The sequence below is a fragment of the Pseudomonas sp. KCJK8993 genome (assembly GCF_046230915.1).
Taxonomy (GTDB): domain Bacteria; phylum Pseudomonadota; class Gammaproteobacteria; order Pseudomonadales; family Pseudomonadaceae; genus Aquipseudomonas; species Aquipseudomonas piscis.
Genome location: NZ_JBJJLO010000064.1, coordinates 1 through 22,523, shown reverse-complemented (window position 1 = coordinate 22,523; position 22,523 = coordinate 1). Strand labels below are relative to the sequence as shown.

Here is a 22,523-nt window from a genome sequence, read left to right as displayed (position 1 = left end):
ATATGCTCGCGCCATCTCAATCAAGGAGCGCGATATGCATTTCACTCGTTCGAGCGTCCTGGCGGCGCTGATGATCGTCAGCGGCCTGGCCAGTGCCGATGTCCGCATTGAAGGGCCCGTGGAGTACGGCGTGTTCGAAGGCCCCGCGGCCGAGCTGCAATCGGGGGAGCGGGTGCTGCGTCGCAGCAACGAGAAGATCCAGCAGGCGACCGTGGTACCGGCCCGGTTGGGCACCAAGTTCGGCATGCGCTACCAACTGCTGGGCAAGGTCGCCGATGGCCAGCCGCTGACTCTGTTGTACCTGACGCCGGGCATTCGCACTCCCGATGGGTTGCGCCATGACAAGCTGGAAGTGACCCAGAAGCTGGTGCCCAATGCTCCTCAGGATGTGATGGCCTACGAGTTCACGGAAAACCACGAAGTGGTGCCGGGTGAATGGCACTTTATGGTGTTCCAGGGCGACCGTTTGTTGGCAGAACAGCGATTTTCGGTGCGCTGAATCGTTTTATGCCCAGGTATCGAAGTACTTAGGCGTTTTGATATCACTTTTTCGTCTTACGCAAATTTCATCCGGCCCGATACCGTCTAAGAGCACCCTGCTGCAAGATCTTGCAGCGCTCTAGGAAGGAGCCAGAGGAATGAGCCTCAGAAGTCTGAATATTGCGCCACGGGCAAGCCTGGGTTTTGGTTTGCTGGCGCTCATGGTGTTTATCCTCGGGGCATTCGCCCTGATGCAAATGGCCAACATGCGCCAGCAGTCCGATGAGGTGGAGAGTAATTGGCTGCCCAGTGTCATGTTCGTTGGCGATATGAACCAGGACCTGTTGCGGATCCGCGCCTTGACCTTGCGCCTGCTGCTCAATCGCGAGCCGCAGGCGATCACCCAGAACGAAACCAAGATCAACGACATCAAGAAAGGCCTGGGCATCGCCCAGGGACGCTATGAGTCGCTGATCGTATTGCCCCAGGAGCGGGTGCTGTTCGACCGCTTCAAGTCCGCGGAGAAACGCTATCTGGAGCATCAGGCCCAGGTCATGGCGTTGTCCAGCCAGAACCGGGTGGAGGAGGCGGTCAAGGTCGTCAACGGCGAGATGAGCCAGCTGGCCGACGAGCTGGCCGCGACCCTGCACGACTTGGTCGAACTGAACAAGCAGAGCGCCACCCAGGCCACCGACCTGGCCCAGGAGGTGTTCAGCAAGTCACGGGTCTGGGTGGTGATCATGATTGTGGTGGCCGCGCTGGTGACCGTCGCCCTGGCGCTGCTGCTGACCCGCAGCATCGTCCTGCCCCTGGCGCAATCGTTGAGCGTGGCCGAGGTCGTGGCTGGCGGCGACCTGACCGGCGATATCCGGGTGAGCGGCAAGGATGAGCCGGCGCGCTTGCTTCATGCGCTCAAGGCCATGCAGCAGAGTCTGCGGGAAACCATCAAGCGTATCTCCGATTCTTCCAGCCAGCTGGCCTCGGCCTCGGAAGAGCTCAGCAGCGTGACCGAGGATGCGACCCGGGGCCTGCACCAGCAGAACCTGGAAATCGAACAGGCGGCCACGGCGGTGAACCAGATGACCGCGGCGGTGGAGGAGGTGGCCAGCAATGCCGTGGCCACGTCCCAGGCTTCCCGGGAGTCCGACCGGATCGCCAAGCATGGGCGCGAGCAGGTGCAGCAGACGGTGCTGTCCATCGAGTCCCTGGCGCAGGATGTGACGGCCAACGCCAACCAGGTGGAGGAACTGGCCCAGAAAGTCTATGGCATCAGCAAGGTACTGGAAGTGATTCGCGCCATTGCCGAGCAGACCAACCTGCTGGCCCTGAATGCGGCCATCGAAGCGGCGCGGGCCGGGGATGCCGGGCGCGGTTTCGCGGTGGTGGCCGACGAGGTGCGGGCCCTGGCCCATCGAACCCAGCAATCGACCCAGGAAATCGAACAGATGATCGGTGGCATCCAGCAGGGCACCGACCTGGCGGTCAATTCCATGCAGCAGAGCAACAGCCGCGCCCGCTCGACCCTGGAAGTGGCCAAGGCGGCCGGCCAGGCCCTGGAGGAGATCGCCTCGGCCTTCACCGAGATCAACGAGCGCAACACTGTCATCGCCAGTGCCTCGGAGCAGCAGGCAGCGGTGGCGCGGGAGGTGGATCGCAACCTGATGAATATCCGCGACCTGGCCCACCAGACTTCGGCGGGAGCCAACCAGACCAGCGCCGCCAGCCAGGAGCTGTCGCGCCTGGCGGTGGATCTCAATGCCATGGTGGCGCGTTTCTCGGTGTGAATCCCGGACAAGAAAAAGCCCCGATCCAGTCGGGGCTTTTGTCAGGCTACGGCGGGGCTTACTTGCCCTGCCAGCGCTTGAGGACCAGGGTGGCGTTGGTGCCGCCGAAGCCGAAGCTGTTGCTCATCACGGTGTTGAAGGCAACGTCTTCGCGGGTCTTGGTCAGGATCGGCATGTCGGCCACTTCCGGATCCAGCTCGTCGATGTTGGCCGAGCCGGCCATGAAGTTGCCTTCCATCATCAGCATGCAGTAGATCGCTTCGTGAACGCCGGCGGCGCCCAGGGAGTGACCCGACAGGCTCTTGGTGGAGCTGATGGCCGGAGCCTTGTCGCCGAACACCTCACGCACGCCTTTCATTTCGGCGACGTCACCGACCGGGGTCGAAGTGCCGTGGGTGTTCAGGTAGTCGATCGGGGCGTCGACGGTGGACATGGCCATCTGCATGCAGCGGATGGCGCCTTCGCCGCTCGGAGCCACCATGTCGTAGCCATCGGAAGTGGCGCCATAGCCGACGATTTCCGCGTAGATCTTGGCGCCGCGGGCCAGGGCGTGCTCCAGCTCCTCGACCACCACCATGCCGCCACCGCCGGCGATGACGAAACCGTCACGCTGGGCGTCGTAGGCGCGGGAGGCTTTCTCCGGGGTCTCGTTGTACTGGGTGGACAGGGCGCCCATGGCGTCGAACAGGAACGACTGGGTCCAGTGCTCTTCTTCACCGCCGCCGGCGAAGACGATGTCCTGCTTGCCCATCTGGATCTGCTCCATGGCGGTGCCGATGCAGTGGGCGCTGGTGGCGCAGGCCGAAGCGATGGAGTAGTTCAGGCCCTTGATCTTGAACGGCGTGGCCAGGCAAGCGGAAACGGTGCTGCTCATGGTCCGGGTGACGCGGTACGGGCCAACGCGCTTGACGCCTTTCTCGCGCAGGATGTCCAGCGCTTCCATCTGGTTCAGGGTCGAGGCGCCGCCGGAGCCAGCGATCAGGCCGGTACGCGGGTTGGAGACCTGCTCTTCGGTCAGGCCGGAATCGGCAATGGCGTCCTTCATGGCCAGGTAGGCATAGGCTGCCGCGTGGCCGACGAAACGGTAGATCTTGCGATCGATCAGTTCTTCGAGGTTCAGGTCAATGGAGCCGGAAACCTGGCTACGCAGACCCATTTCGGCATATTCCGGGTTGAAGCGGATGCCAGGGCGACTTGCACGCAGGTTAGCGGAGACGGTCTCTTTGTCATTGCCCAGGCACGAAACGATGCCCAGACCAGTGATAACGACGCGGCGCATGCGGATAACCCTTAAAAATTGTCAGTGGAGGTGAACACGCCGACCCGCAGGCCTTCGGCAGTGTAGATTTCCTTGCCGTCGACGCTGACCGAGCCATCGGCGATGGCCAGGTTCAGCTTGCCCTTCAGGACGCGTTTGATATGGATGTTATAGGTGACCTTCTTGGCGCTTGGCAGCACCTGGCCGAAGAATTTGACTTCTCCCGAGCCCAGGGCGCGACCGCGGCCCGGCAGGCCTTGCCAACCCAGGAAGAAACCCACCAGCTGCCACATGGCATCCAGGCCCAGGCAGCCTGGCATTACCGGGTCGCCTTCGAAATGGCAGGCGAAGAACCACAGGTCCGGAGTGATATCCAGCTCGGCGACCAACTCACCTTTGCCGTACTTGCCGCCTTCGCCGCTGATATGAGTGATGCGATCGATCATCAGCATGTTGCCGGCGGGCAGTTGCGCATTACCTGGGCCGAACAGCTCACCGCGACTGCAGCGCAGCAGATCTTCCCGAGTAAAGGCGTTTTGTTTGGTCATGCGAGCTCCTCAATAGTCCCGTGCGGCAGGGTTGGGCAAATCTTCCCGGCCGATCGAAGCGTTCATGCCTCGAGCCGGCAGCCTACTCATAGACTATTGCGTTGTAGTGAAAGTCACAGCGCCAAGGGCATGAATGTACACTTGTGCACTGAAATTTTTTTCGGAGGCCTTTTCGGGGCCCCATCGGGTGCCTAAGACTGCCGCACTTTCGCCCGCCACGCCAGTCGCAGATGTTTGAAAATAGCCCGCTATTGCACCCAACGTTGGAGAATTTGCTGTAGATCCGCCCGCTTGAAAGGCTTGGCCAGATAGTCGTTCATGCCGGCCGCGAGGCAGGCCTCACGGTCACCCTGGAGGGCATTGGCGGTCAGCGCGATGATGGGCAGATCGGCACAACCGGGCAGTTGCCGGATCTGCCGGGTGGCCTCGTAGCCGTCGACCAGCGGCAGCCGGCAATCCATCAGGATCGCCTCGAAAATCAGGCTTTCGGCACTGCGTACCGCCTGGGCGCCATCGGTGACGATGCTCACGCTGAAGCCCAGGCTGCGCAACATGGCCTGGATCACGGTCTGGTTCACCGGGTTGTCCTCCACCAGCAGCACGTTGCGGCCCGCGCCCTGGTCCGCCGCGGTACTGGCCCGTGGGGCCGCTACCGGCAGCGTCTGCTGGAACAGCGCCAGGGGGATCTCCAGGGTGAACACCGAGCCCCGGCCTTCTTCGCTCTGGGCCCGCAGGGTGCCGCCCATGCGCTCGGCCAGGGTCCGGGCGATGGGCAGGCCCAGGCCGGTGCCGCCATAGCGCCGGGAAATCGAGCTGTCGGCCTGCTGGAAGGCGTCGAACATCGATTCCAGGCTGGCCGGGTTGATGCCGATGCCGCTGTCGCGCACCGCACAGGTGAACCACAGGAGCTCGTGGTCCAGGGCCTGCCACTGGGCTTCGATGGTCACGCTGCCTTGTTCGGTGAACTTCAGCGCGTTGCCGACCAGGTTGACCAGGATCTGGCGGATTCGCGTCGGGTCGCCCTTGACCTGCAACGACTCCAGCCCCGGCGCCAGCCGCAACTGCAGGTCCAGGCCCCGTTGCAGCGCGCTGTGCTGGAAGGCCTGGGCCGAGCTGGCGATCAGTTCGGCCAGGTTGAACGGAATGTGTTCCAGCTCCAGGGCCGAGCGCTCGATCCGCGAGAAGTCGAGGATGTCGTTGATCACCTTGAGCAGATGCTCGGTGGATTCCGAGGCCAGTGCCGCGTACTCGCGTTGCTCGCGGGTCATTTCGGTGGTTTCCAGCAGCTGCAGCATGCCCAGCACGCCATTCATCGGCGTGCGCAACTCATGGCTCATCATGGCCAGGAAGTCCGACTTGGCCCTGTTCGCCTGTTCCGCTTCTTCCCGGGTCTGGATCAGTTGGGACATGGCCTGCTGTTGTTCGCGGCTGGCCAGTTCCAGGCCGGCGGCGAGGTTGTTGATGTGCCGCGCCAGGTTGCCCAGCTCGCCATCGTCGACGATGGGCAGCGGGGTCTTGAAGTCACCTTCCTGGATCGCCCTGACCGCGTTGCTCATGGCCCTGATCGGCTGGGCCAGGCCGGCGGCCAGGCGTCGGGCCAGCAGGAAGGTGAAGAGCAGGGCGAACAGGGCGAGGATCCCGGCCTTGAGGACGATTTCCTGTTGGCGCTGGCTGAAGGCGTCGTTGGACATGCCGACCAGCACGCGCCCCAGGTAGCCGTCGCCCTGGCTGGCCAGGCTGCCCGGATCCTCTTGCAGGAAGTCGTTGTGCACCTGGATCCGCTGCAGCCGCACCGGGGCCTGGAACACCTTGATCTGTTTCGCATGGTCATGGCTGGCCGAAGGCTGCTCGACATACACCAGGATGTTGTTGGCGCTGTCCTGGACCTCCAGGAATTGCACGTGGGGCGTACTCAGGGTCGCCTGCAACAGGCTTTCCAAGCCTTCATTGTTGCCGGAAATCACCCCGTACTCGGTGGCCGGGGCCAGTTGGTTGGCGATCAACTGGCCGGTGTGGTCCAGCTCCTGGTGCAGGTCCTGGATGCGCACGAAGGTGAAGAAGCTGATCAGCAACAGTGTCAGGAGCAGGGCGGGGCCGAGGCTGATCAGCTGAGTGCGGGCCTGGATATCCCAACGGCGACGCAATGTCATGGGCGTTTCTCTCCTTCGCTCAACTGGCGGGCGACGGCCTCAGGATCGATTTCCTCGATGCCCAGGGAGCGTGCTACCTGTGGATTGCTCAATACTTTGAAGGCCGCCGGGTACAGCGAGCGGGGCCATTGGGCCGGTGGCCGGTCGAGCAGTTGGTCCAGGGTCTGCAACCAGTCCTGCTGGTCGCTGTAGGTGCTGGCCAGGCTGCCGGCCCTGACGAAACCGGCGTTGGGCCCGACCAGGGCCTGTTGCCGGGCATAGCTGCTGAGCAGCAGGTTCTTGACGGTCTTGGGGTTGTACAGGCTGGGGTCGTCCAGGCCCAGCAGGACTTCGCTGTTGCGCAGTACTTGCTGCAATGGACGGCTGTCGGCGATGTCGTCCCAGGCTTCGGCGACGATCTCCAGCCCCAGCGCGCGCGCTGCCTGGCGCAGTTCCTCGAGCAGGAACCGGCTGTCCTGGCTGTACAGCACGCCCACCCGGCGGACCTGGGGCAGCACCTCGTGGATCAGGCGTAGCTGGCGTGCCCCGGGCGGGTCGCTCCACAGCAGGCTGAGCCTGGGCGGCGGCGTGCCCGGCAGGCGTTGGGCGGCTTGCAGGCGACTGATGCGCAGCACCAGGGTCGCCGGGCCCTGCGCGTCCTGCAGGCGCCAGTCGAGGCTTTGCGGGTCCAGCAGGATCAAGCGCGTGGCCGCCGGCAAGAGGCCCGGTGCGGGCAGTTGCTCGAGCGGCACGAAGCGCACCTGGTCCTGGGGGCGCAAGTCGGCCAGTTCCCGGGCGAAGTTGCGCACGCTGTCGCTGTCTTCGCTGGCGGTCAGCAGCACTTCGGCGGCGCGCAACGGCGCGCACAGCAGCCAGCCCAGCAGCACCAGGCTCCAGCCGAGTCGAGGCAGGCCCTTGCGCGAGCGAGCCATGCTAGAACTCCAGCTCCGCGCTGAAGTACAACGTGTGGCGGGAGTCGTAGCGGTTGTCGGCGAAGGTGAGGGGCTGGTGGTCGAGCCGCTGTTGCAAGGTGCCGGCCAGCTCCAGGTTGGCCTTGCCCAAGGACAGGCGCTTGGCGACGCGGGTGTCGACCCGCTGGAAACGGTAGCCGTTGAGGGCGCTGTCTCCATAATAGAAGAGTGCGCTGGACCAGCCCTGGCCCCAGTTGCGCAGCCAGCCGGCCGAGCCGCTGTTGCTGGCGCTCAAGCGCTGGTCCAGGCGGTTGCTGGCCTGGGCATGGACATAGGCGTAGGTCAGGCGCAGGCGGTCGGCGCGGCTCAGCTGCCAATCCAGCTGGCTTTCGCTGCCGGTGAAACGCGCCGAGTTGCTGTTGCTGGCGATGTACTGGTTGTTGCGCAGCGGCTCGCTGACCATCCTGCTGATTTCGTCGTAGAACAGCTTGATATCCAAGTTCAGCCGCTGGTCGACGAAATAGCCGTTGTAGCCCAGCTCCCGGGAGCGCATGCGTTCCTGGTCGAGGTCGCCGGGGCCGCGGGTCTTGACGAAGTACTGGGCGCTGTCCTGGCCGTAGACCGGCGCGCTCAGGCCGGTGACCCGGTAGCTCCAGTTGACGTTGTTCTCGAACATGTCCGGGGAACGGATGGCTTCGGAGTACACCGCCCGCAACCCGTGGCGCGGGTTGATCAGGTAGTTGACGGCGATCCGCGGGGTCAGGGAGTCGCCGGTGAGCCGGGCGTCTTCGTACATGGCCCCGCCCTGGATCAGCCAGTGTTCGCTGGCCCGCCATTCCAGCTGGCCGAACAGGCGCCAGGTGGTGTCGTCCAGCACGCCGTTGAAATAGGTCTCGGAGTCGGCGCGGTCGTAACGGTAGTTCATGCCGCTGACCAGCCGCAGATCGTCGGCCAGGCTCAGGGTGTCCTGTATTTCCAGGTCGTAGCGGGTTTCCCGGGTGCTCTGGTCGATATTGCCGCAGACGGGGTTCTTGCCGCCGGCGTTCCATTGATCGATGACCTGCCGCGCCAGTGCTGTTTCTTCCTCGGTTCCTGCCGGTGCCGCGCCGGGGTTATCAGGCATGTGGCGCGCCAGGCGTTCGGTGTAGTTCGGGTTGAGCTGCCACAGGCGCGCCAGTTCGGGACTGAAGGACAGGGCCGCATCGCAAGCCCTCCAGTTCTGCTGGCGATCCCAGTGCTGGGCCGAGCCCTGGACGTAGAGGCTGTGCCGTGGGTCCAGGTCCAGGTTCCAGCGCAGGGAGGTCGCATAGTCCTTGGCGATCACGTCGGAGTTGTAGCCTTTCTCGGCGTAGTTCTTGAATACCGGCTGATAGGTGTAGGGCCGCTGGTTGCTGCCTTCCTTGGCATTGAATTGCCAGTCGAGGCTCTGGCGTTCGTCGAGCATCTGGCCGAGCGCCAGGCTGATGCGGTCCAGGCGCCGGCTGTCGCGATAGTCCGAGCCGTCCTGGCGCTTGTCGAAGCCATCGTCCTCCTGGCCCGAGAGCGACAGGCGCAGGTCGCCACCGTCCCAGCCGGTACCCTGGCTGGCGTACCAGTCGGCTACACCGCGCTGGCCACGGGTCACCTTGATCCGCGTGCCATGGCTGTTGGCCGGCGAGCGGGTAATGATGTTGACCACCGCCATCAATGCGTTGGCGCCGTAGCTGACGGTATTGGGGCCGCGGAATACCTCGATGCGCTCGATATCCTCCATGGCCACCGGAATGTCGCTCCAGTCCACGGTGGCCAATCCGGTCCGATACACCGAGCGCCCGTCGATCAGGACCTGCATGCGCCGGGCTTCGCTGGCGCTGGTGCCGTGGTAGTTGACTGTGGCCTGGTTGCCGCTGATGGCGCCGACCATCATCCCCGGCACCAGGCGCAGCAGTTCGCTGATGTCCCGGGCGCCACTGGCCTTGATCAATTCGTTGTCCAGCACGGTCATGCTGCCGGGCACCGCGGCGGGGGATTGTTTCAGGCGGGTGGCGGTCAATACCTGGGGCAGTGCGTCGTCGACGAACAGATCTTCGGCCAGCGCCGGATGACTGGATAGCATGCCCAGCAGCAGTGACAGGCGAAGGGGGGAGGGACCAGCGGGCACGGCGCAGCCTTGAAACGTGAAGGATGGCGCGCATGTTAACCGAGACGGTCGAGTTTTCCAGTCGATGGGCCTGCATCCGCCGAGCGCCTGCGCGGGTTTCCGACAGATCGCCCGGGCAGCCGACGGGGCTGGTGGTGGGATGGCCGCCCCGTATAATGCCGCCATCGCCACTGCTATGGAAAAACGGATTGCATATGACACAACAGCGCCCTATCGCGGTCCTGGGAGGCGGAAGTTTCGGTACCGCCGTGGCCAACCTGCTGGCCGAGAACGGCCAGGCGGTGCGGCAGTGGATGCGTGATCCCGAGCAGGCCGAGGCCATTCGGCTCAATCGCGAGAATCCGCGTTATCTCAAGGGCATCAAGATCCACCCGGCGGTGGAGCCGGTCACCGACCTGCTGGCCACCCTCGAGGACAGCGACCTGTGTTTCGTCGCCTTGCCCTCCAGCGCCCTGCGTGCGGTGCTGGCGCCCCATGCACAACGACTCAGCGGCAAGATGCTGGTCAGTCTGACCAAGGGCATCGAGGCCCAGACCTTCAAGCTGATGAGCCAGATCCTCGAGGACATCGCGCCCCAGGCGCGGATCGGCGTGCTCTCGGGCCCCAACCTGGCCCGCGAAGTGGCCGAACATGCCCTGACCGCCACGGTGGTGGCCAGTGAGGACGAGCCACTGTGCCAGGAAGTCCAGGCGGTGCTGCATGGCCGTACCTTCAGGGTCTACGCCAGCGCCGACCGCTTCGGCGTCGAGCTGGGCGGCGCCTTGAAGAACGTCTACGCGATCATCGCCGGCATGGCGGTGGCCCTGGGCATGGGGGAAAACACCAAGAGCATGCTGATCACCCGGGCCCTGGCGGAAATGACCCGCTTCGCCGTGAGCCAGGGGGCCAACCCCATGACCTTCCTTGGCCTGGCCGGGGTCGGCGACCTGATCGTCACTTGCTCCTCGCCCAAGAGCCGCAACTACCAGGTGGGCTTCGCCCTGGGCCAGGGCCTGAGCCTGGACGAGGCGGTGAGCCGCCTGGGCGAAGTGGCGGAAGGGGTCAACACCCTCAAGGTGCTCAAGGCCAAGGCCCAGGAGCTGGGGGTCTACATGCCGCTGGTAGCCGGGTTGCACGCGATCCTGTTCGAAGGCCGGACGCTCACCCAGGTGATCGAGCTGTTGATGCGCGGCGAACCGAAAACCGATGTCGACTTTATCTCCACCAGCGGATTCAACTGAGCAGTACAGGAGCGAAACATGAACGATACGAATTCCGAGGCCAAGTACGAATCCATTCTCCTGCGGGTGTTGTGGATGCTGGTATTCGCCCTGGTGTGGCAGGTGGCGCAATTCCTCCTGGGGGCGCTGGTGGTGGTGCAACTGATCTATCGCCTGGTCTACGGTGCGCCGAATGCCAGCCTGATGAACTTCGGCGACAGCCTGAGCCAGTTCCTGGCGCAGATCGGCCGCTTCGGCAGTTTCCACACCGAACAAAAGCCCTGGCCGTTCGGCGACTGGCCGACGCCCCGGGCTCCGGAGGGCGAGGCGCCCCACAGCGTGCCTCCGGCGTCGCACCCGGTGCGTGACGAGGAGCCCAAGCTGTGAGGCTCTGGGTGTTGCGCCATGGCCAGGCCGAAGCTCATGCGGCCAGCGATGCCGAGCGCAACCTGACGGTCCATGGCCGGCAGCAGGTGCTGGCCAGCGCCGCGCAACTGATCGGCCAGCCCATCGCCGGGATCCTTGCCAGTCCCTATGTCCGGGCCCAGCAAACCGCGCACCTGGTGCGTGAGGCCCTGGGCTTCGAGGGCGAGGTGCGTACCGTATCCTGGCTCACCCCGGACACCAACCCACTGAAGGCGCTGGAGCAGCTGGACGGCGCCGAGAACCTGTTGCTGGTCAGCCACCAGCCGTTGGTGGGCAGCCTGATCGGCTTGTTGCAGCATGGTCACCTGCGTGACCCGCAAGCCATGGACACCGCCAGCCTGGCGGAGTTGGCAGGCGACTGGCCGCTGGCCGGGGCCATGACCCTGGTTCGCGTCGACCATCCCTGATGTCCTCGCCGCCGGGCCCATGGGCTCCGGTGGAGGGTGTCGGCAAGGCTGATGCCGGCTACATTTCTTAACTTGCAGCGCTCCCTGGTGCGTGGAATAGTTGACCGAGCAAGTGCTTGGTTGGTTAGCGGCTGTTCCCGAACACAACAAGAACAAAGGAGCGCGTCATGTCTGCTGCTTTTCGTTTGCCGTTGCAAGTGTTCTACCAGCGTGAGGCAAGTCATCCCCAGCAACTTTTCCTGGTCCAGCCCAGCGCCGGTGGCCAGGTGCAGGAACTGAGCTGGGCCGAAGTCGCCCAGCAGGTCCGACGCGCCGCCCAGTGGCTGCGGGAGCGGCAACTGCCGGCCGGCAGCCATATCGCGATCATCGGCAAGAACTCCGCCCACTGGATCATCGCCGACCTGGCGATCTGGATGGCCGGGCATGTCTCGGTGCCGCTGTACCCCAACCTCACCGCCGAGTCGGTGGCCCAGGTGCTGGAGCATTCCGGATCGGCCCTGGCGTTCATCGGCAAGCTCGATGCCTGGCCGGAAATGTCCCGGGGCATCAGGCCCGGATTGCCCACCATCAGCCTGCCATTGGCGCCGCAGGGCAGCTTCGACTTCAACTGGGAGGCACTGCAGCGTTGCCAGCCAATGACCGACAGCCCCTGCCCGGCGCCCGACCAACTGGCCACCATCATCTATACCTCCGGCACCACCGGATCGCCCAAGGGCGTGATGCACAGCTTCGGCAACCTCGGGTTCACCGCCAGCCATGGAGTCCGGATGTTCGGCCTGGGGCCTGGCGACCGGCTGCTGTCCTACCTGCCGTTGTGTCATGTGGCCGAGCGCGTGTTCGTCGAGATGGGCGCGCTCTACACCGGGCAGACGATCTTTTTTGCCGAGAGCCTCGATACCTTCCTGGCCGACCTGCGGCGTGCCCGGCCCACGGCGATGTTCGGCGTGCCGCGGATCTGGACCAAGTTCCAGATGGGGGTCTACGCCAAGATGCCGGCCAAGCGCCTGGAGCTGCTCCTGGGCCTGCCGCTGATCGGCAAGCGGGTCGGGCGCAAGGTCCTGGCAGGGCTGGGGCTGGATGCGCTGCGCGTGGCCCTGTCCGGGGCGGCGCCGGTACCCCAGGCCTTGCTGCATTGGTACCAGCGCCTGGGCCTGGATGTGCTGGAGGTCTACGGCATGACCGAGAACTGTGGTTACTCCCATTTGGGCCGCGCGGGGGAGTACATCCCGGGCTGGATCGGCCGGCCCTGTCCCGAGGTCCAGGTGCGCATCGCCGCGGACGGCGAGGTCCAGGTCCGCAGCCGGGCGGTGATGCAGGGTTACTACAAGGACCCGCAGAAGACCGCCGAGACCATCACCGAGGATGGTTTTTTACGCACCGGCGACAAGGGCGAGCAGGATGCCGCCGGCAACCTGCGCCTGACCGGCCGGCTCAAGGAAATCTTCAAGACCAGCAAGGGCAAGTACGTGGCGCCGGCGCCCATCGAGACCCGCCTGGCCGAGCATGCGCACATCGAGCAGGTATGCGTGGTCGGCGATGGCCTGAGCGCGCCTTTGGGCTTGTGCGTGTTGTCGGCGGCCGGCCAGCGCGAGGCCGATGGCAGCGCTCGCGAAGGCTTGCACAGCAGCCTGGAAAACCTCCTGGCCCAGGTCAATGGCGGCCTGGACAAGCACGAGCGCGTGCATCGGCTGGTGGTGGTCAAGGGTAGCTGGGCGGTGGAGAACGGTTTCCTGACCCCGACCCTGAAGATCAAGCGCAATGTGATCGAGTCCACTTATGGCGACAGCTTCCAGGCCTGGAGCGAGCGCGAGGAAGTCGTGCTGTGGCAGGATTGAGCGACCAACCTACAAGAAGGAAGTGGCGATGAGCCTGTGGCGTACCACCCCCAACCTCGAGCAATTGAATGCGTTCCAGAAGAACACCATCGGCGAAGTGCTGGATATCCGCTTCGAGGCTTTCGACGAGCAGTCCCTGAGCGCCAGCATGGTCATCGACCATCGTACCCACCAGCCCTACGGGCTGCTGCATGGCGGGGCTTCGGTGGTGCTGGCCGAGACCGTCGGCTCCATGGCCAGCTACCTGTGCATCGATGCCAGCAAGTTTTACTGCGTGGGGCTGGAGATCAATGCCAACCACCTGCGCGGCTTGCGCAGCGGGCGGGTCACGGCGGTGGCCAGGGCCATCCATATCGGTCGCACTACCCACGTCTGGGATATCCGCCTGAGCAGCGACGAGGGCAAGGCCAGCTGTGTGTCGCGCCTGACCATGGCGGTGGTGCCGCTGGGACAGAACCCGCCGGCCGCCTGAGCCGAGGCCATAGGCCGGGCCGGGGTGTCAGTATTCCTGGCGGTTACGGTCATTGCCCTGGCGGCGGAGCTTGCGGAAAATCGCCGTTGATTTGGTAAATGGATGGGTCGGTATGTCGCAACAGGTGTTTTTCGCTCACGCCAATGGGTTTCCCTCCGGCACCTACGGCAAGCTGTTCGCCGCCCTGGCGCCGGAATTCACGGTGACTCATCTGCAACAGCATGCCCATGACCCGCGTTTTCCGGTGGACGATAACTGGCGCAGCCTGGTGGACGAGCTGATCCACCACCTGCAACAGCAGTCCCAGCCGGTGTGGGGCGTCGGGCACTCGCTGGGCGGCGTGCTGCACCTGCATGCGGCCCTGCGCTGCCCGGAACTGTACCGGGGCGTGGTGATGCTCGACTCACCGGTGCTGACCCGGGCCGACCAATGGGTGATCCGTGCGGCCAAGCGCTTGGGCTTCATCGATCGGCTGACCCCGGCCGGGCGCACCCTGGGGCGGCGCGAGGAGTTCAGCGATATCGAGTCGGCCCGCCGCTACTTTTCGCGCAAGACGCTGTTCCGCGCCTTCGACCCCGATTGCCTGGATGCCTACCTGGAGCACGGCCTGCAACAGGTGGGGGATCGCCTGCGTCTGCGCTTCGACCCGGCCACCGAGATCAGCATCTATCGTGGCGTGCCACACACCAGCCCCGGCAGCGCCCATCAGCTCAAGGTGCCCCTGGCGGTGGTGCGAGGCCAGCAGAGCAGGGTGGTGATGCGCCATCACACCAGCGCCGTGGCACGCATGTCCCAGGGGGTGTCGCTGACCATGCCCGGTGGGCACATGTTCCCCCTGGAACGACCCGAAGCCACCGCGCTCTTGCTCAAGGACCTGTTCAACCGCTGGCAGCACGGCCAGCAGCGGAGCCTTGCATGAGCCAGGGTGTGGAGGAAGTGCGCCTGAGCCTGCCGCATATCGAGCTGGCGGCACATTTGTTCGGTCCAGAGGACGGCCTGCCGGTAATCGCCCTGCACGGCTGGCTGGACAATGCCAACAGTTTCGCGCGCCTGGCGCCCAAGTTGCGCGGCCTGCGCATCCTGGCCCTGGACCTGGCCGGCCACGGGCACTCCGGGCATCGCCCGGCGGGAGCGGGTTACGCCCTGTGGGACTACGTGTACGACGTATTGCAAGTGGCCGAGCAACTGGGCTGGCGGCGCTTCGCCCTCATGGGCCATTCCCTGGGGGCCATCGTGTCCCTGGTATTGGCGGCGGCCATGCCCGAGCGAGTCAGCCAGCTGGCGCTGATCGACGGCGTCATCCCGCCCACGGCCAGTGGCGAGGGCGCAGCCGAGCGCCTGGGCATGGCCTTGCAGGCGCAACTGGCCTTGCAGGACAAGCGCAAGCCGGTCTACAGCACCCTGGAGCGCGCCGTCGAGGCGCGGATGAAAGGCCTGGTGGCCGTCAGCCGGGAAGCCGCCGAGCTGCTGGCGCAACGAGGCCTGATGCCGGTGGCCGGAGGCTATACCTGGCGCAGCGACAGCCGCCTGACCCTGGCTTCGCCCCTGCGCCTGACCGAGGAACAGGCCATGTCCTTCGTCCAGCGGGTCGCCTGCCCGACGCAACTGGTGGTGGCGGCCGATGGCATGCTGGCCCGGCACCAGGCGTTGCTGCAGCGTCTACCCTTCAACCTGGAACAGCTGCCGGGCGGGCACCATCTGCATTTGAACGATGAGGCCGGTGCCACCTTTGTCGCAGACTGTTTCAATCGGTTTTTCGCCGTTCCTTGACTTGACCAGGGCAACTGTCGAGGCTTGGCGGGTTGAAATGGGAGACAACCATGATAGATCTGTACACCGCTGCGACCCCCAATGGCCACAAGGTTTCCATCCTGCTTGAAGAGCTCGGCTTGCCTTACACCGTGCACGCCTTGAGCTTCGACAAGAAGGAACAGAAGGCGCCGGCGTTCCTCAAGATCAATCCCAATGGGCGTATTCCGGCCATCGTCGATCGCGACAATGGCGATTTCCCGGTATTCGAGTCCGGGGCGATCCTTATCTACCTGGCCGAGCGTACCGGTCGCCTGCTGCCTGCCGATGCCAAGGGACGTTCGCAGGTCATGCAGTGGCTGATGTTCCAGATGGGCGGCATCGGCCCCATGCAAGGCCAGGCCAATGTGTTCTTCCGCTATTTCCCGCAGAAGCTGCAAGGCGCCATCGACCGCTACCAGCATGAGACCCGGCGTTTGTACGAGGTGCTCGACACGCGCCTGCAGCAGGTCGACTACCTGGCCGGCGACTACAGCATCGCCGACATCGCCACCTTCCCCTGGGTGCGCGGCCATGACTGGTCGGGCGTTCCGGTCCAGGGGCTGGAAGCGCTGCAGCGCTGGATGGCGGCCATGGAGGCCCGGCCCGCGGTCCAGCGCGGCTTGCAGGTTCCACAACGCAGTGACGACGCCAGCGTCGTCAAGGGCGCCCAGGCCATGCTGATCCGATGAGGGCCCCGATGCGTTCATCCAGCTTCCTGGGCCTGTCCCTGGCCAGTGCGCTGGCGGTTGCCGCCGACCTTCCCGGAAGCCAGGACCTGCCCCTGGTGCCCCGCCTGACCGATGCCCAGATCGTCGATTACCGCCCCGAGGTAGAACAGGAGCGGATCTACCCCATGGGCTCGATCCGCAAGATCAGCGGCCAGTTGCGTTTCGACGGCCAGGTCAATGCCCGGGGCAAGCTCACCGCCATTACTTACCAACTGCCGGCCGAGCGCAGCTCCAACGAAGCCTTCACCCTGGCCCGCGAGGCCTTGCAGAAGCAGGGCGCCGAACTGCTGTTCTGGTGCCAGGCGCGGGACTGCGGCGAAAGCAGCCTGTGGGCCAACGAGGTGTTCGGCAACGCCAAGCTGTACGGCGCCGACGAGCAGCAGGCCTACTTGTTGCTGCGCCTGGCGGCCCCGCAGGACAATTCTTTGGTAGCCCTGTACAGCATCACCCGGGGCAATCGCCGGGCTTATCTGCATGTGGAGCAGTTCGCCGCCGGTACTCCACTGGGCGAATTGCTGCCCACCTCCGCGACCTTGCTGCGGCAGTTGAAAGACACCGGCCGGCTGGACCTGGCCAGGCTGGCCGAGCCACAACCGACCTGGCTCACCTTGCTGTCGCGTGGGTTGAACCTGGACACCACCTTGCGGGTCAGTCTCTCCGGTAGGCAGGCCGAAGCCTGGCGCCAGGCCCTGATCGGCCAGGGCGTGCGCGCCACGCGGCTGGAAACCGGCGACACCCAGGCCTCCGGCCTGCACTTCGAACTGCTGCGTTAAGCTCTTGCAGGCGGCCCGTCTTCGCGGGCTCGCCTACTCTTCACTGGTGACTCTTGCGCGAGACATTTCATGCCCAATAACGATCGCCTGCTGGTGCAGATCCTGCTCCTGGTGCTGTTCGGTGCCAGCTTCTGGGTGATGGCGCCCTTCTGGTCGGCCCTGTTCTGGGGGGCGGTGCTGGCCTTTGCCAGCTGGCCGCTGATGCGTTTGCTGACCCGCTGGCTGCATGGCCGCGAATCCCTGGCCGCCGGCCTTCTGACCCTGGGCTGGATGCTGCTGGTGGCGGCGCCGCTGGTCTGGCTGGGCCTCAACCTGGCGGACCATGTGCGTGATGCCACCGCCTTCATCAAGGATGTCCAGGTCGATGGCCTGCCCCAGGCGCCAGCCTGGCTGGGCGGCCTGCCGTTGGTGGGCGAACGCCTGGTGGGCGTCTGGAACAGCATCGACGAACAGGGCGCGGCGCTGATGGTGGCGGTCAAGCCGTACCTGGGGCAGGTGGGCAATTGGTTGCTGGCCCGTAGCGCCCAGGTGGGCGGGGGCATCCTGGAACTGACCCTGAGCCTGGTCTTCGTATTCTTTTTCTACCGTGACGGCCCGCGCCTGGCGCTGTTCGTGCACAAGTTGCTGGAGCGGTTGATCGGCGATCGCGCCGGCTACTACATCGACCTGGTGGCCGGCACCGTGCAGCGCGTGGTCAACGGCGTGATAGGTACCGCGGCGGCCCAGGGCCTGCTGGCTTTGATCGGCTTCATCATCGCCGGGGTGCCCGGGGCGCTGGTACTGGGGATCGTCACCTTCCTGCTCAGCCTGATCCCCATGGGACCGCCGCTGGTGTGGATCCCGGCCACGGCCTGGCTGGCCTGGAAGGGCGAGTACGGCATGGCGGTGTTCCTGGGCATCTGGGGCACCTTCATCATCAGTGGGGTGGACAACGTGCTCAAACCCTACCTGATCAGCCGTGGTGGCAACCTGCCATTGGTGATCGTCCTGCTTGGGGTGTTCGGTGGCTTGATCGCCTTCGGTTTCATCGGCTTGTTCATCGGCCCGACCCTGTTGGCGGTGGCCTACAGCCTGCTGCTGGACTGGAGCGCCAGCCAGGCCCGCAACCAGGAACCGCGCTGAGCTCAAGGGCGGGTCAGGCGCAGCACCGCCGTCAGGCCGCCACCTGGGGTTTCTTCGAGCCGCAGGCTGGCGCCCATGCGCTCCGCGGCCTCGCGGGCGATGGTCATGCCCAGGCCGACCCCGCCGGAATTGCGGTTGCGTGAGCCCTCCAGGCGGAAGAATGGCTCGAATACCGCTTCGCGCTGGTCGGCGGCGATGCCCGGGCCATGGTCGATGACCCGGATCAGCAACTGCTCGCGGTCATCCTCCAGGGCCAGGGTCGCTTGGCCGGCATAGCGCAGGGCATTGTCCAGCAGGTTGTTCAGGCATGACTGCAGCGCCATGGGCTGCACCAGCAGCGGTGCGCAATGCCCCTGGGCCTGGACATCGGCGCCCCGGTCCTGGGCGTTCTCGCACATCGACTCCACCAGCGCTTGCACGTCCATCAGCTGCCAGATCTCGCTGGTGCGTTGCTCGTGCAGGTAGCTGAGGGTGGCGTCGAGCATCTTGATCATGTCGTCCAGGTCCTGGCGCATCTGGCTTTGCAGCTTGCTGTCCTCGATCTGCTCCAGGCGCAGCTTGAGGCGCGACAGCGGCGTACGCAGGTCGTGGGAAACCGCGCCGAGCATGCGCCCACGCTGCTGGACTTGCTCGCGAATGCGCTTTTGCATCTGGTTGAAGGTGCTGGCCGCCTGCCGCGCTTCATGGGGGCCGAGTTCTTCCAGGGGTGGGCTGTCGAGGTTCTCGCTCAGGCGTTCGGCGGCGGCGCTGATGCGCTGGATAGGCCGCGACAGCAGCTTGGCGCCGTACCAGGCGGCGATGATCAGCGAGATGAACTGGAACGTCAGCGGCACCAGCGGGCCGCCGAACCAGGGACGTGGTCGCCTGGGAAAGTGTGGCGGTGGACCAGCCGGCTGGCCGCCGTCCACTGCCGTTGCTGTCGGCGCTGGGTTGGGGGGCGGGCGTGGGGGGCCGTAGTGTCTGAACCAGAAGAAGGCCAGCAGGTGGGCGAGTACGATCGCGATCAGCAAGACGCCGAACAGGCGGCCGAACAGCGTATCGAAGCGTCCACGCATCAGCCTATGTCCCGGGCGTCGAACAGGTAGCCTTCGCCACGCACGGTCTTGATCAGTTGCGGTGATTTCGGATCGTCGCCGAGCTTCTGCCGCAGGCGCGACACCAGCAGGTCGATGCTGCGATCGAAGGCCTCGATGGAGCGCCCGCGGGCGGCATCCAGCAATTGCTCGCGGCTCAGCACCCGGCGCGGACGTTCGAGGAATACCCAGAGCAGGCGGAACTCGGCATTGGACAGCGGCACCACCAGGCCGTCGGCGGAAATCAGCTGGCGCAGGACGCTGTTCAGGCGCCAGTTGTCGAAACGGATGCTGCTCCGCTGCTCGCTGCGGTCGTCGCGTACCCGGCGCAGGATGGTCTGGATCCGGGCCACCAGTTCCCGGGGTTCGAAGGGCTTGGCCATGTAGTCGTCGGCGCCCAGTTCCAGGCCGATGATGCGGTCGGTGGGTTCGCAGCGGGCGGTGAGCATCAGGATCGGGATGTCCGATTCGTTACGTAGCCAGCGGCACAGGGACAGGCCGTCTTCACCCGGAAGCATGAGGTCGAGCACCACTACGTCGAAGTGCTCGGCCTGCAAGGCCTGGCGCATGGCGGTGCCATCGGTGACGCCGCTGGCGTGGATGTTGAAGCGCGCCAGGTAGCCGATCAGCAGTTCGCGGATAGGTACGTCGTCATCGACGATCAAGGCCCGGGTATTCCAGCGCTTGTCGTCGCCATTGAGCGGGGCTCTGCCGTCGTCGCTGAAGGGGGCTGGGGTGTTGTGCATGGGCGATCATCTGCCAGGTAGGCTGCCGGTGCCGGGCGGCGACGGCGAGGTTATGGCTTCAGCATAGGCGTCCGGCCCGGAGGCTGGAAGTGCTGTTCGAAGGTGTTGCGGCAGGCGAGGGTAGCGGCGGGGAATGTTGCCGACGTGTCGTCAGTGTATCCGGATTGATACACAAGCCGGCCTGCTCGTCGGCCGGGCGCCTGGTCGCGGACGAATTAGCGCACGGCGGGTCCCGGAGCGGCGCGGCTTGCGCTACAATCCGCGCCGATTTCGACTTGCCTGAGAGCCTTTTCATGTCCGCCTGCCAGACACCTATCATCGTCGCCCTGGATTTCCCCACCCGTGACGCCGCACTGAAACTGGCCGATCAACTGGACCCGAAACTGTGCCGGGTCAAGGTCGGCAAGGAGCTGTTCACCAGCTGCGCCGCCGAGATTGTCGGCACCCTGCGCGACAAGGGTTTCGAAGTGTTCCTGGACCTGAAGTTCCACGACATTCCCAACACCACCGCCATGGCCGTCAAGGCGGCTGCAGAGATGGGCGTCTGGATGGTCAACGTCCACTGCTCCGGAGGCCTGCGCATGATGGCCGCCTGCCGTGAGGAACTGGATAAGCGTAGCGGCCCGCAGCCGCTGCTGATCGGCGTCACCGTGCTCACCAGCATGGAGCGCGAGGACCTGGCTGGCATCGGCCTGGACATCGAGCCCCAGGAGCAGGTGCTGCGCCTGGCCGCCCTGGCGCAGAAGGCCGGCATGGATGGCCTGGTGTGCTCGGCCCTGGAAGCCCAGGCGCTCAAGAGCGCCCATCCGTCCCTGCAACTGGTGACCCCGGGGATTCGCCCGGCGGGCAGCGCCCAGGACGACCAGCGGCGGATCCTCACTCCGCGCCAGGCCCTGGATGCCGGTTCCGATTACCTGGTCATCGGCCGTCCCATCAGCCAGGCGGCCGATCCGGCCAAGGCCCTGGCCGACGTCGTGGCCGAACTGGCCCTGTGACCCCCACGGGAGCCGGCGTGCCGGCTCCCGCAGCTTGACCCTGGGCTCAGACCTTGAGCACCAGCTTGCCGAAGTTCTCGCCGCTGAACAGCTTCGCCAGGGTTTCCGGGAAGGTTTCCAGGCCCTCGACGATGTCCTCCTTGCTCTTGAGCTGCCCCTTGGCCATCCAGCCGGCCATCTCCTGCCCGGCGGCGGCGAACTGCGCCGCATGGTCCATCACCACGAAGCCCTCCATGCGCGCCCGATTGACCAGCAGCGACAGGTAGTTGGCCGGCCCCTTGACCGCTTCCTTGTTGTTGTACTGGCTGATGGCGCCGCAGATCACCACCCGGGCCTTGAGGTTCAGGCGAGTGAGCACGGCATCGAGGATCTCGCCGCCGACATTGTCGAAATACACGTCGACCCCCTTGGGGCATTCGCGCTTGAGGCCGGCCTGGACGTCTTCGCTCTTGTAGTCAATGGCCCCGTCGAAGCCCAGCTCCTCGACGAGGAAGCGGCACTTGTCCTGGCCGCCGGCGATGCCCACCACCCGGCAGCCCTTGAGCTTGGCGATCTGCCCGGCAATGCTGCCCACCGCGCCGGCGGCCCCGGACAGCACCACGGTTTCCCCGGCCTTGGGCGCACCGACATCCAACAGGGCGAAGTAGGCGGTCATGCCGGTCATCCCCAGCACCGACAGGTAGCGTGGCAGTGGCGCCAGCCGTGGATCGATCTTGTAGAAACCACGGGGCTCGCCGACGAAGTAGTCCTGTACCCCCAGGGCGCCATTGACGTAGTCGCCGACGGCGAAATCCGGGTGCTTGGAGGCGGTCACCTGGCCCACGCCGAGGGCCCGCATCACCTCGCCGATCCCCACCGGCGGGATGTAGGACTTGCCTTCGTTCATCCAGCCACGCATGGCCGGGTCCAGGGACAGGTACTGGTTCTGCACCTGGATCTGCCCGGCGCCGGGCTCGGTCACGGCCACTTGCCGGTAGGTGAAGGTATCGCGGCTGGCCGCGCCAACGGGACGTTTGGCGAGCAGGAACTGGCGGTTGGTCAGGCTGGTCATGGCGGGTCCTCGAGAACTGGGTGAAACCCTAGTTGATAGACCCTCGGGCCGGCAGCCGCAAGGCGTGCCTGCCCGGCGAATGAGCCGCGATCCAGGGTCGTGATAAATGGCCCGGGACCTTCATCACCGGGATGCATGGAGCGGCAAACGGATGCCTGATAGTGCTGCCGCGGCGTCTGTGCTCTATGGCTAGATGGGCCAGGGTATTGGGCCCGTACTGGATTGAGGAGCTTTGCATGAGCATGACGTTTTCCGGCCAGGTGGCCCTGGTGACCGGCGCGGCCAACGGGATCGGCCGGGCCACCGCCCAGGCATTCGCCGCCCAAGGGTTGAAGGTGGTGGTGGCGGACCTGGATGCGGGCGGCGGCGAAGGCACCGTGGCGCTGATCCGCGAGGCCGGCGGCGAAGCGCTGTTCGTGTCCTGCAACGTCACTCGCGAGGCCGATGTACAACAGCTCATGGCCCGCACCCTCGAGGCCTACGGTCGCCTGGACTACGCCTTCAACAATGCCGGGATCGAGATCGAGAAGGGCCGTCTGGCCGAGGGCTCGCTGGATGAGTTCGATGCCATCATGGGGGTCAACGTCAAGGGCGTATGGCTGTGCATGAAGTACCAGTTGCCGCTGCTGCTGGCACAGCGCTGCGGAGCCCTCGT

General features: G+C 65.3%; 22 protein-coding genes and 1 pseudogene. 15 read left to right on the top strand and 8 right to left on the bottom strand.

The window, feature by feature from the left end; genetic code table 11:
- Positions 1 to 34: 34 nt before the first annotated feature.
- From ACK6AU_RS19530 to ACK6AU_RS19520, 3 genes and pseudogenes are all read left to right on the top strand, one after another.
- Entirely contained in the window at positions 35 to 499 is a 465-nt protein-coding gene (locus tag ACK6AU_RS19530) for a DUF3859 domain-containing protein (protein ID WP_409300801.1), read from the top strand.
- A gap of 139 nt (positions 500 to 638) precedes the next feature.
- Positions 639 to 1,409 (top strand): annotated as a pseudogene (locus tag ACK6AU_RS19525) (MCP four helix bundle domain-containing protein); the annotation flags it as partial.
- Positions 1,401 to 2,264 (top strand): methyl-accepting chemotaxis protein, encoded by an 864-nt coding sequence (locus tag ACK6AU_RS19520; RefSeq protein WP_409300819.1) that lies wholly within the window; start codon positions 1,401 to 1,403, stop codon positions 2,262 to 2,264. The pseudogene ACK6AU_RS19525 and the gene ACK6AU_RS19520, both read left to right, overlap by 9 nt.
- A 58-nt stretch (positions 2,265 to 2,322) precedes the next feature.
- On the opposite strand, the gene fabB is transcribed toward ACK6AU_RS19520, so the two are convergent.
- The 5 genes from fabB to ACK6AU_RS19495 form a co-directional block, all read right to left on the bottom strand.
- Positions 2,323 to 3,543: a beta-ketoacyl-ACP synthase I gene (gene fabB, locus ACK6AU_RS19515; RefSeq protein WP_185702148.1), complete on the bottom strand. Its 1,221-nt coding sequence runs from the start codon at positions 3,541 to 3,543 to the stop codon at positions 2,323 to 2,325.
- A gap of 11 nt (positions 3,544 to 3,554) precedes the next feature.
- Complete coding sequence (gene fabA, locus ACK6AU_RS19510) at positions 3,555 to 4,070, bottom strand: 3-hydroxyacyl-[acyl-carrier-protein] dehydratase FabA (RefSeq protein WP_022643122.1); 516 nt, start codon at positions 4,068 to 4,070, stop codon at positions 3,555 to 3,557.
- Positions 4,071 to 4,318: 248 nt separating this feature from the next.
- Complete coding sequence (locus ACK6AU_RS19505; RefSeq protein WP_185702147.1) at positions 4,319 to 6,220, bottom strand: ATP-binding protein; 1,902 nt, start codon at positions 6,218 to 6,220, stop codon at positions 4,319 to 4,321.
- Positions 6,217 to 7,131 (bottom strand): ABC transporter substrate-binding protein, encoded by a 915-nt coding sequence (locus tag ACK6AU_RS19500; protein WP_409300798.1) that lies wholly within the window; start codon positions 7,129 to 7,131, stop codon positions 6,217 to 6,219. Before ACK6AU_RS19500 ends, ACK6AU_RS19505 begins: the two co-directional genes overlap by 4 nt.
- Position 7,132: 1 nt before the next feature.
- Positions 7,133 to 9,205 carry a TonB-dependent receptor domain-containing protein gene (locus tag ACK6AU_RS19495; protein ID WP_185702150.1) on the bottom strand — a complete coding sequence of 691 codons (2,073 nt, stop codon included), beginning with the start codon at positions 9,203 to 9,205 and terminating at the stop codon, positions 7,133 to 7,135.
- Positions 9,206 to 9,444: 239 nt separating this feature from the next.
- Between ACK6AU_RS19495 and ACK6AU_RS19490 the strand changes: the two genes are divergently transcribed.
- The 10 genes from ACK6AU_RS19490 (at position 9,445) to ACK6AU_RS19445 (ending at position 18,003) form a co-directional block, all read left to right on the top strand.
- Positions 9,445 to 10,470, top strand: a complete 1,026-nt coding sequence (locus ACK6AU_RS19490; RefSeq protein ID WP_185702145.1) for an NAD(P)H-dependent glycerol-3-phosphate dehydrogenase — start codon at positions 9,445 to 9,447, stop codon at positions 10,468 to 10,470.
- Between the two features lie 18 nt (positions 10,471 to 10,488).
- The gene (locus ACK6AU_RS19485) at positions 10,489 to 10,836 is read left to right on the top strand and encodes a DUF4389 domain-containing protein (protein WP_185702144.1); all 348 of its coding nucleotides are present in this window, start codon (positions 10,489 to 10,491) and stop codon (positions 10,834 to 10,836) included.
- Entirely contained in the window at positions 10,833 to 11,282 is a 450-nt protein-coding gene (sixA, locus tag ACK6AU_RS19480; RefSeq protein WP_409300795.1) for a phosphohistidine phosphatase SixA, read from the top strand. Before ACK6AU_RS19485 ends, sixA begins: the two co-directional genes overlap by 4 nt.
- A gap of 167 nt (positions 11,283 to 11,449) precedes the next feature.
- Positions 11,450 to 13,117, top strand: coding sequence for an AMP-binding protein (locus tag ACK6AU_RS19475; RefSeq protein ID WP_409300793.1), 1,668 nt, complete (start codon positions 11,450 to 11,452; stop codon positions 13,115 to 13,117).
- Between the two features lie 28 nt (positions 13,118 to 13,145).
- Positions 13,146 to 13,589 (top strand): hotdog fold thioesterase, encoded by a 444-nt coding sequence (locus ACK6AU_RS19470; protein WP_185702141.1) that lies wholly within the window; start codon positions 13,146 to 13,148, stop codon positions 13,587 to 13,589.
- A gap of 112 nt (positions 13,590 to 13,701) precedes the next feature.
- Positions 13,702 to 14,508, top strand: a complete 807-nt coding sequence (locus tag ACK6AU_RS19465; protein ID WP_185702140.1) for an alpha/beta fold hydrolase — start codon at positions 13,702 to 13,704, stop codon at positions 14,506 to 14,508.
- Positions 14,505 to 15,359: an alpha/beta hydrolase gene (locus ACK6AU_RS19460; protein WP_185702139.1), complete on the top strand. Its 855-nt coding sequence runs from the start codon at positions 14,505 to 14,507 to the stop codon at positions 15,357 to 15,359. The genes ACK6AU_RS19465 and ACK6AU_RS19460 overlap by 4 nt, the downstream gene beginning before the upstream one ends.
- A 50-nt stretch (positions 15,360 to 15,409) precedes the next feature.
- On the top strand, positions 15,410 to 16,069 hold the full coding sequence (locus tag ACK6AU_RS19455) for a glutathione S-transferase family protein (protein ID WP_185702138.1): 660 nt from the start codon (positions 15,410 to 15,412) through the stop codon (positions 16,067 to 16,069).
- Between the two features lie 8 nt (positions 16,070 to 16,077).
- The gene (locus ACK6AU_RS19450; RefSeq protein WP_409300789.1) at positions 16,078 to 16,881 is read left to right on the top strand and encodes a DUF4892 domain-containing protein; all 804 of its coding nucleotides are present in this window, start codon (positions 16,078 to 16,080) and stop codon (positions 16,879 to 16,881) included.
- A 69-nt stretch (positions 16,882 to 16,950) separates the two neighbouring features.
- Positions 16,951 to 18,003 carry an AI-2E family transporter gene (locus tag ACK6AU_RS19445; RefSeq protein WP_185702136.1) on the top strand — a complete coding sequence of 351 codons (1,053 nt, stop codon included), beginning with the start codon at positions 16,951 to 16,953 and terminating at the stop codon, positions 18,001 to 18,003.
- A 2-nt stretch (positions 18,004 to 18,005) separates the two neighbouring features.
- On the opposite strand, the gene ACK6AU_RS19440 is transcribed toward ACK6AU_RS19445, so the two are convergent.
- Positions 18,006 to 19,058 carry a sensor histidine kinase gene (locus ACK6AU_RS19440; RefSeq protein WP_409300787.1) on the bottom strand — a complete coding sequence of 351 codons (1,053 nt, stop codon included), beginning with the start codon at positions 19,056 to 19,058 and terminating at the stop codon, positions 18,006 to 18,008.
- The gene (locus ACK6AU_RS19435) at positions 19,058 to 19,822 is read right to left on the bottom strand and encodes a response regulator (RefSeq protein ID WP_185702134.1); all 765 of its coding nucleotides are present in this window, start codon (positions 19,820 to 19,822) and stop codon (positions 19,058 to 19,060) included. The genes ACK6AU_RS19440 and ACK6AU_RS19435 overlap by 1 nt, the downstream gene beginning before the upstream one ends.
- A 293-nt stretch (positions 19,823 to 20,115) precedes the next feature.
- Between ACK6AU_RS19435 and pyrF the strand changes: the two genes are divergently transcribed.
- Positions 20,116 to 20,817 (top strand): orotidine-5'-phosphate decarboxylase, encoded by a 702-nt coding sequence (gene pyrF / locus ACK6AU_RS19430; protein ID WP_022643138.1) that lies wholly within the window; start codon positions 20,116 to 20,118, stop codon positions 20,815 to 20,817.
- A gap of 46 nt (positions 20,818 to 20,863) precedes the next feature.
- On the opposite strand, the gene ACK6AU_RS19425 is transcribed toward pyrF, so the two are convergent.
- A complete protein-coding gene (locus ACK6AU_RS19425; protein ID WP_185702132.1) occupies positions 20,864 to 21,868 on the bottom strand; it encodes an NADP-dependent oxidoreductase in 1,005 nt (334 codons plus the stop codon).
- Between the two features lie 236 nt (positions 21,869 to 22,104).
- Here ACK6AU_RS19425 and ACK6AU_RS19420 point away from each other — a divergent pair.
- The coding region (locus tag ACK6AU_RS19420; RefSeq protein ID WP_409300784.1) for an SDR family oxidoreductase at positions 22,105 to 22,523 on the top strand (419 nt) is incomplete at its 3' end.

Excerpts from the sequence above, each read along its gene's own strand:
- ACK6AU_RS19530 (WP_409300801.1), top strand. The coding sequence starts at position 35 with ATGCATTTCACTCGTTCGAGCGTCCTGGCGGCGCTGATGATCGTCAGC.
- ACK6AU_RS19520 (WP_409300819.1), top strand. The coding sequence starts at position 1,401 with ATGCAGCAGAGTCTGCGGGAAACCATCAAGCGTATCTCCGATTCTTCC.
- fabB (WP_185702148.1), bottom strand. The coding sequence starts at position 3,543 with ATGCGCCGCGTCGTTATCACTGGTCTGGGCATCGTTTCGTGCCTGGGC.
- fabA (WP_022643122.1), bottom strand. The coding sequence starts at position 4,070 with ATGACCAAACAAAACGCCTTTACTCGGGAAGATCTGCTGCGCTGCAGT.
- ACK6AU_RS19505 (WP_185702147.1), bottom strand. The coding sequence starts at position 6,220 with ATGACATTGCGTCGCCGTTGGGATATCCAGGCCCGCACTCAGCTGATC.
- ACK6AU_RS19500 (WP_409300798.1), bottom strand. The coding sequence starts at position 7,131 with ATGGCTCGCTCGCGCAAGGGCCTGCCTCGACTCGGCTGGAGCCTGGTG.
- ACK6AU_RS19495 (WP_185702150.1), bottom strand. The coding sequence starts at position 9,205 with ATGCTATCCAGTCATCCGGCGCTGGCCGAAGATCTGTTCGTCGACGAC.
- ACK6AU_RS19490 (WP_185702145.1), top strand. The coding sequence starts at position 9,445 with ATGACACAACAGCGCCCTATCGCGGTCCTGGGAGGCGGAAGTTTCGGT.
- ACK6AU_RS19485 (WP_185702144.1), top strand. The coding sequence starts at position 10,489 with ATGAACGATACGAATTCCGAGGCCAAGTACGAATCCATTCTCCTGCGG.
- ACK6AU_RS19475 (WP_409300793.1), top strand. The coding sequence starts at position 11,450 with ATGTCTGCTGCTTTTCGTTTGCCGTTGCAAGTGTTCTACCAGCGTGAG.
- ACK6AU_RS19470 (WP_185702141.1), top strand. The coding sequence starts at position 13,146 with ATGAGCCTGTGGCGTACCACCCCCAACCTCGAGCAATTGAATGCGTTC.
- ACK6AU_RS19465 (WP_185702140.1), top strand. The coding sequence starts at position 13,702 with ATGTCGCAACAGGTGTTTTTCGCTCACGCCAATGGGTTTCCCTCCGGC.
- ACK6AU_RS19460 (WP_185702139.1), top strand. The coding sequence starts at position 14,505 with ATGAGCCAGGGTGTGGAGGAAGTGCGCCTGAGCCTGCCGCATATCGAG.
- ACK6AU_RS19455 (WP_185702138.1), top strand. The coding sequence starts at position 15,410 with ATGATAGATCTGTACACCGCTGCGACCCCCAATGGCCACAAGGTTTCC.
- ACK6AU_RS19450 (WP_409300789.1), top strand. The coding sequence starts at position 16,078 with ATGCGTTCATCCAGCTTCCTGGGCCTGTCCCTGGCCAGTGCGCTGGCG.
- ACK6AU_RS19445 (WP_185702136.1), top strand. The coding sequence starts at position 16,951 with ATGCCCAATAACGATCGCCTGCTGGTGCAGATCCTGCTCCTGGTGCTG.
- ACK6AU_RS19440 (WP_409300787.1), bottom strand. The coding sequence starts at position 19,058 with ATGCGTGGACGCTTCGATACGCTGTTCGGCCGCCTGTTCGGCGTCTTG.
- ACK6AU_RS19435 (WP_185702134.1), bottom strand. The coding sequence starts at position 19,822 with ATGCACAACACCCCAGCCCCCTTCAGCGACGACGGCAGAGCCCCGCTC.
- pyrF (WP_022643138.1), top strand. The coding sequence starts at position 20,116 with ATGTCCGCCTGCCAGACACCTATCATCGTCGCCCTGGATTTCCCCACC.
- ACK6AU_RS19425 (WP_185702132.1), bottom strand. The coding sequence starts at position 21,868 with ATGACCAGCCTGACCAACCGCCAGTTCCTGCTCGCCAAACGTCCCGTT.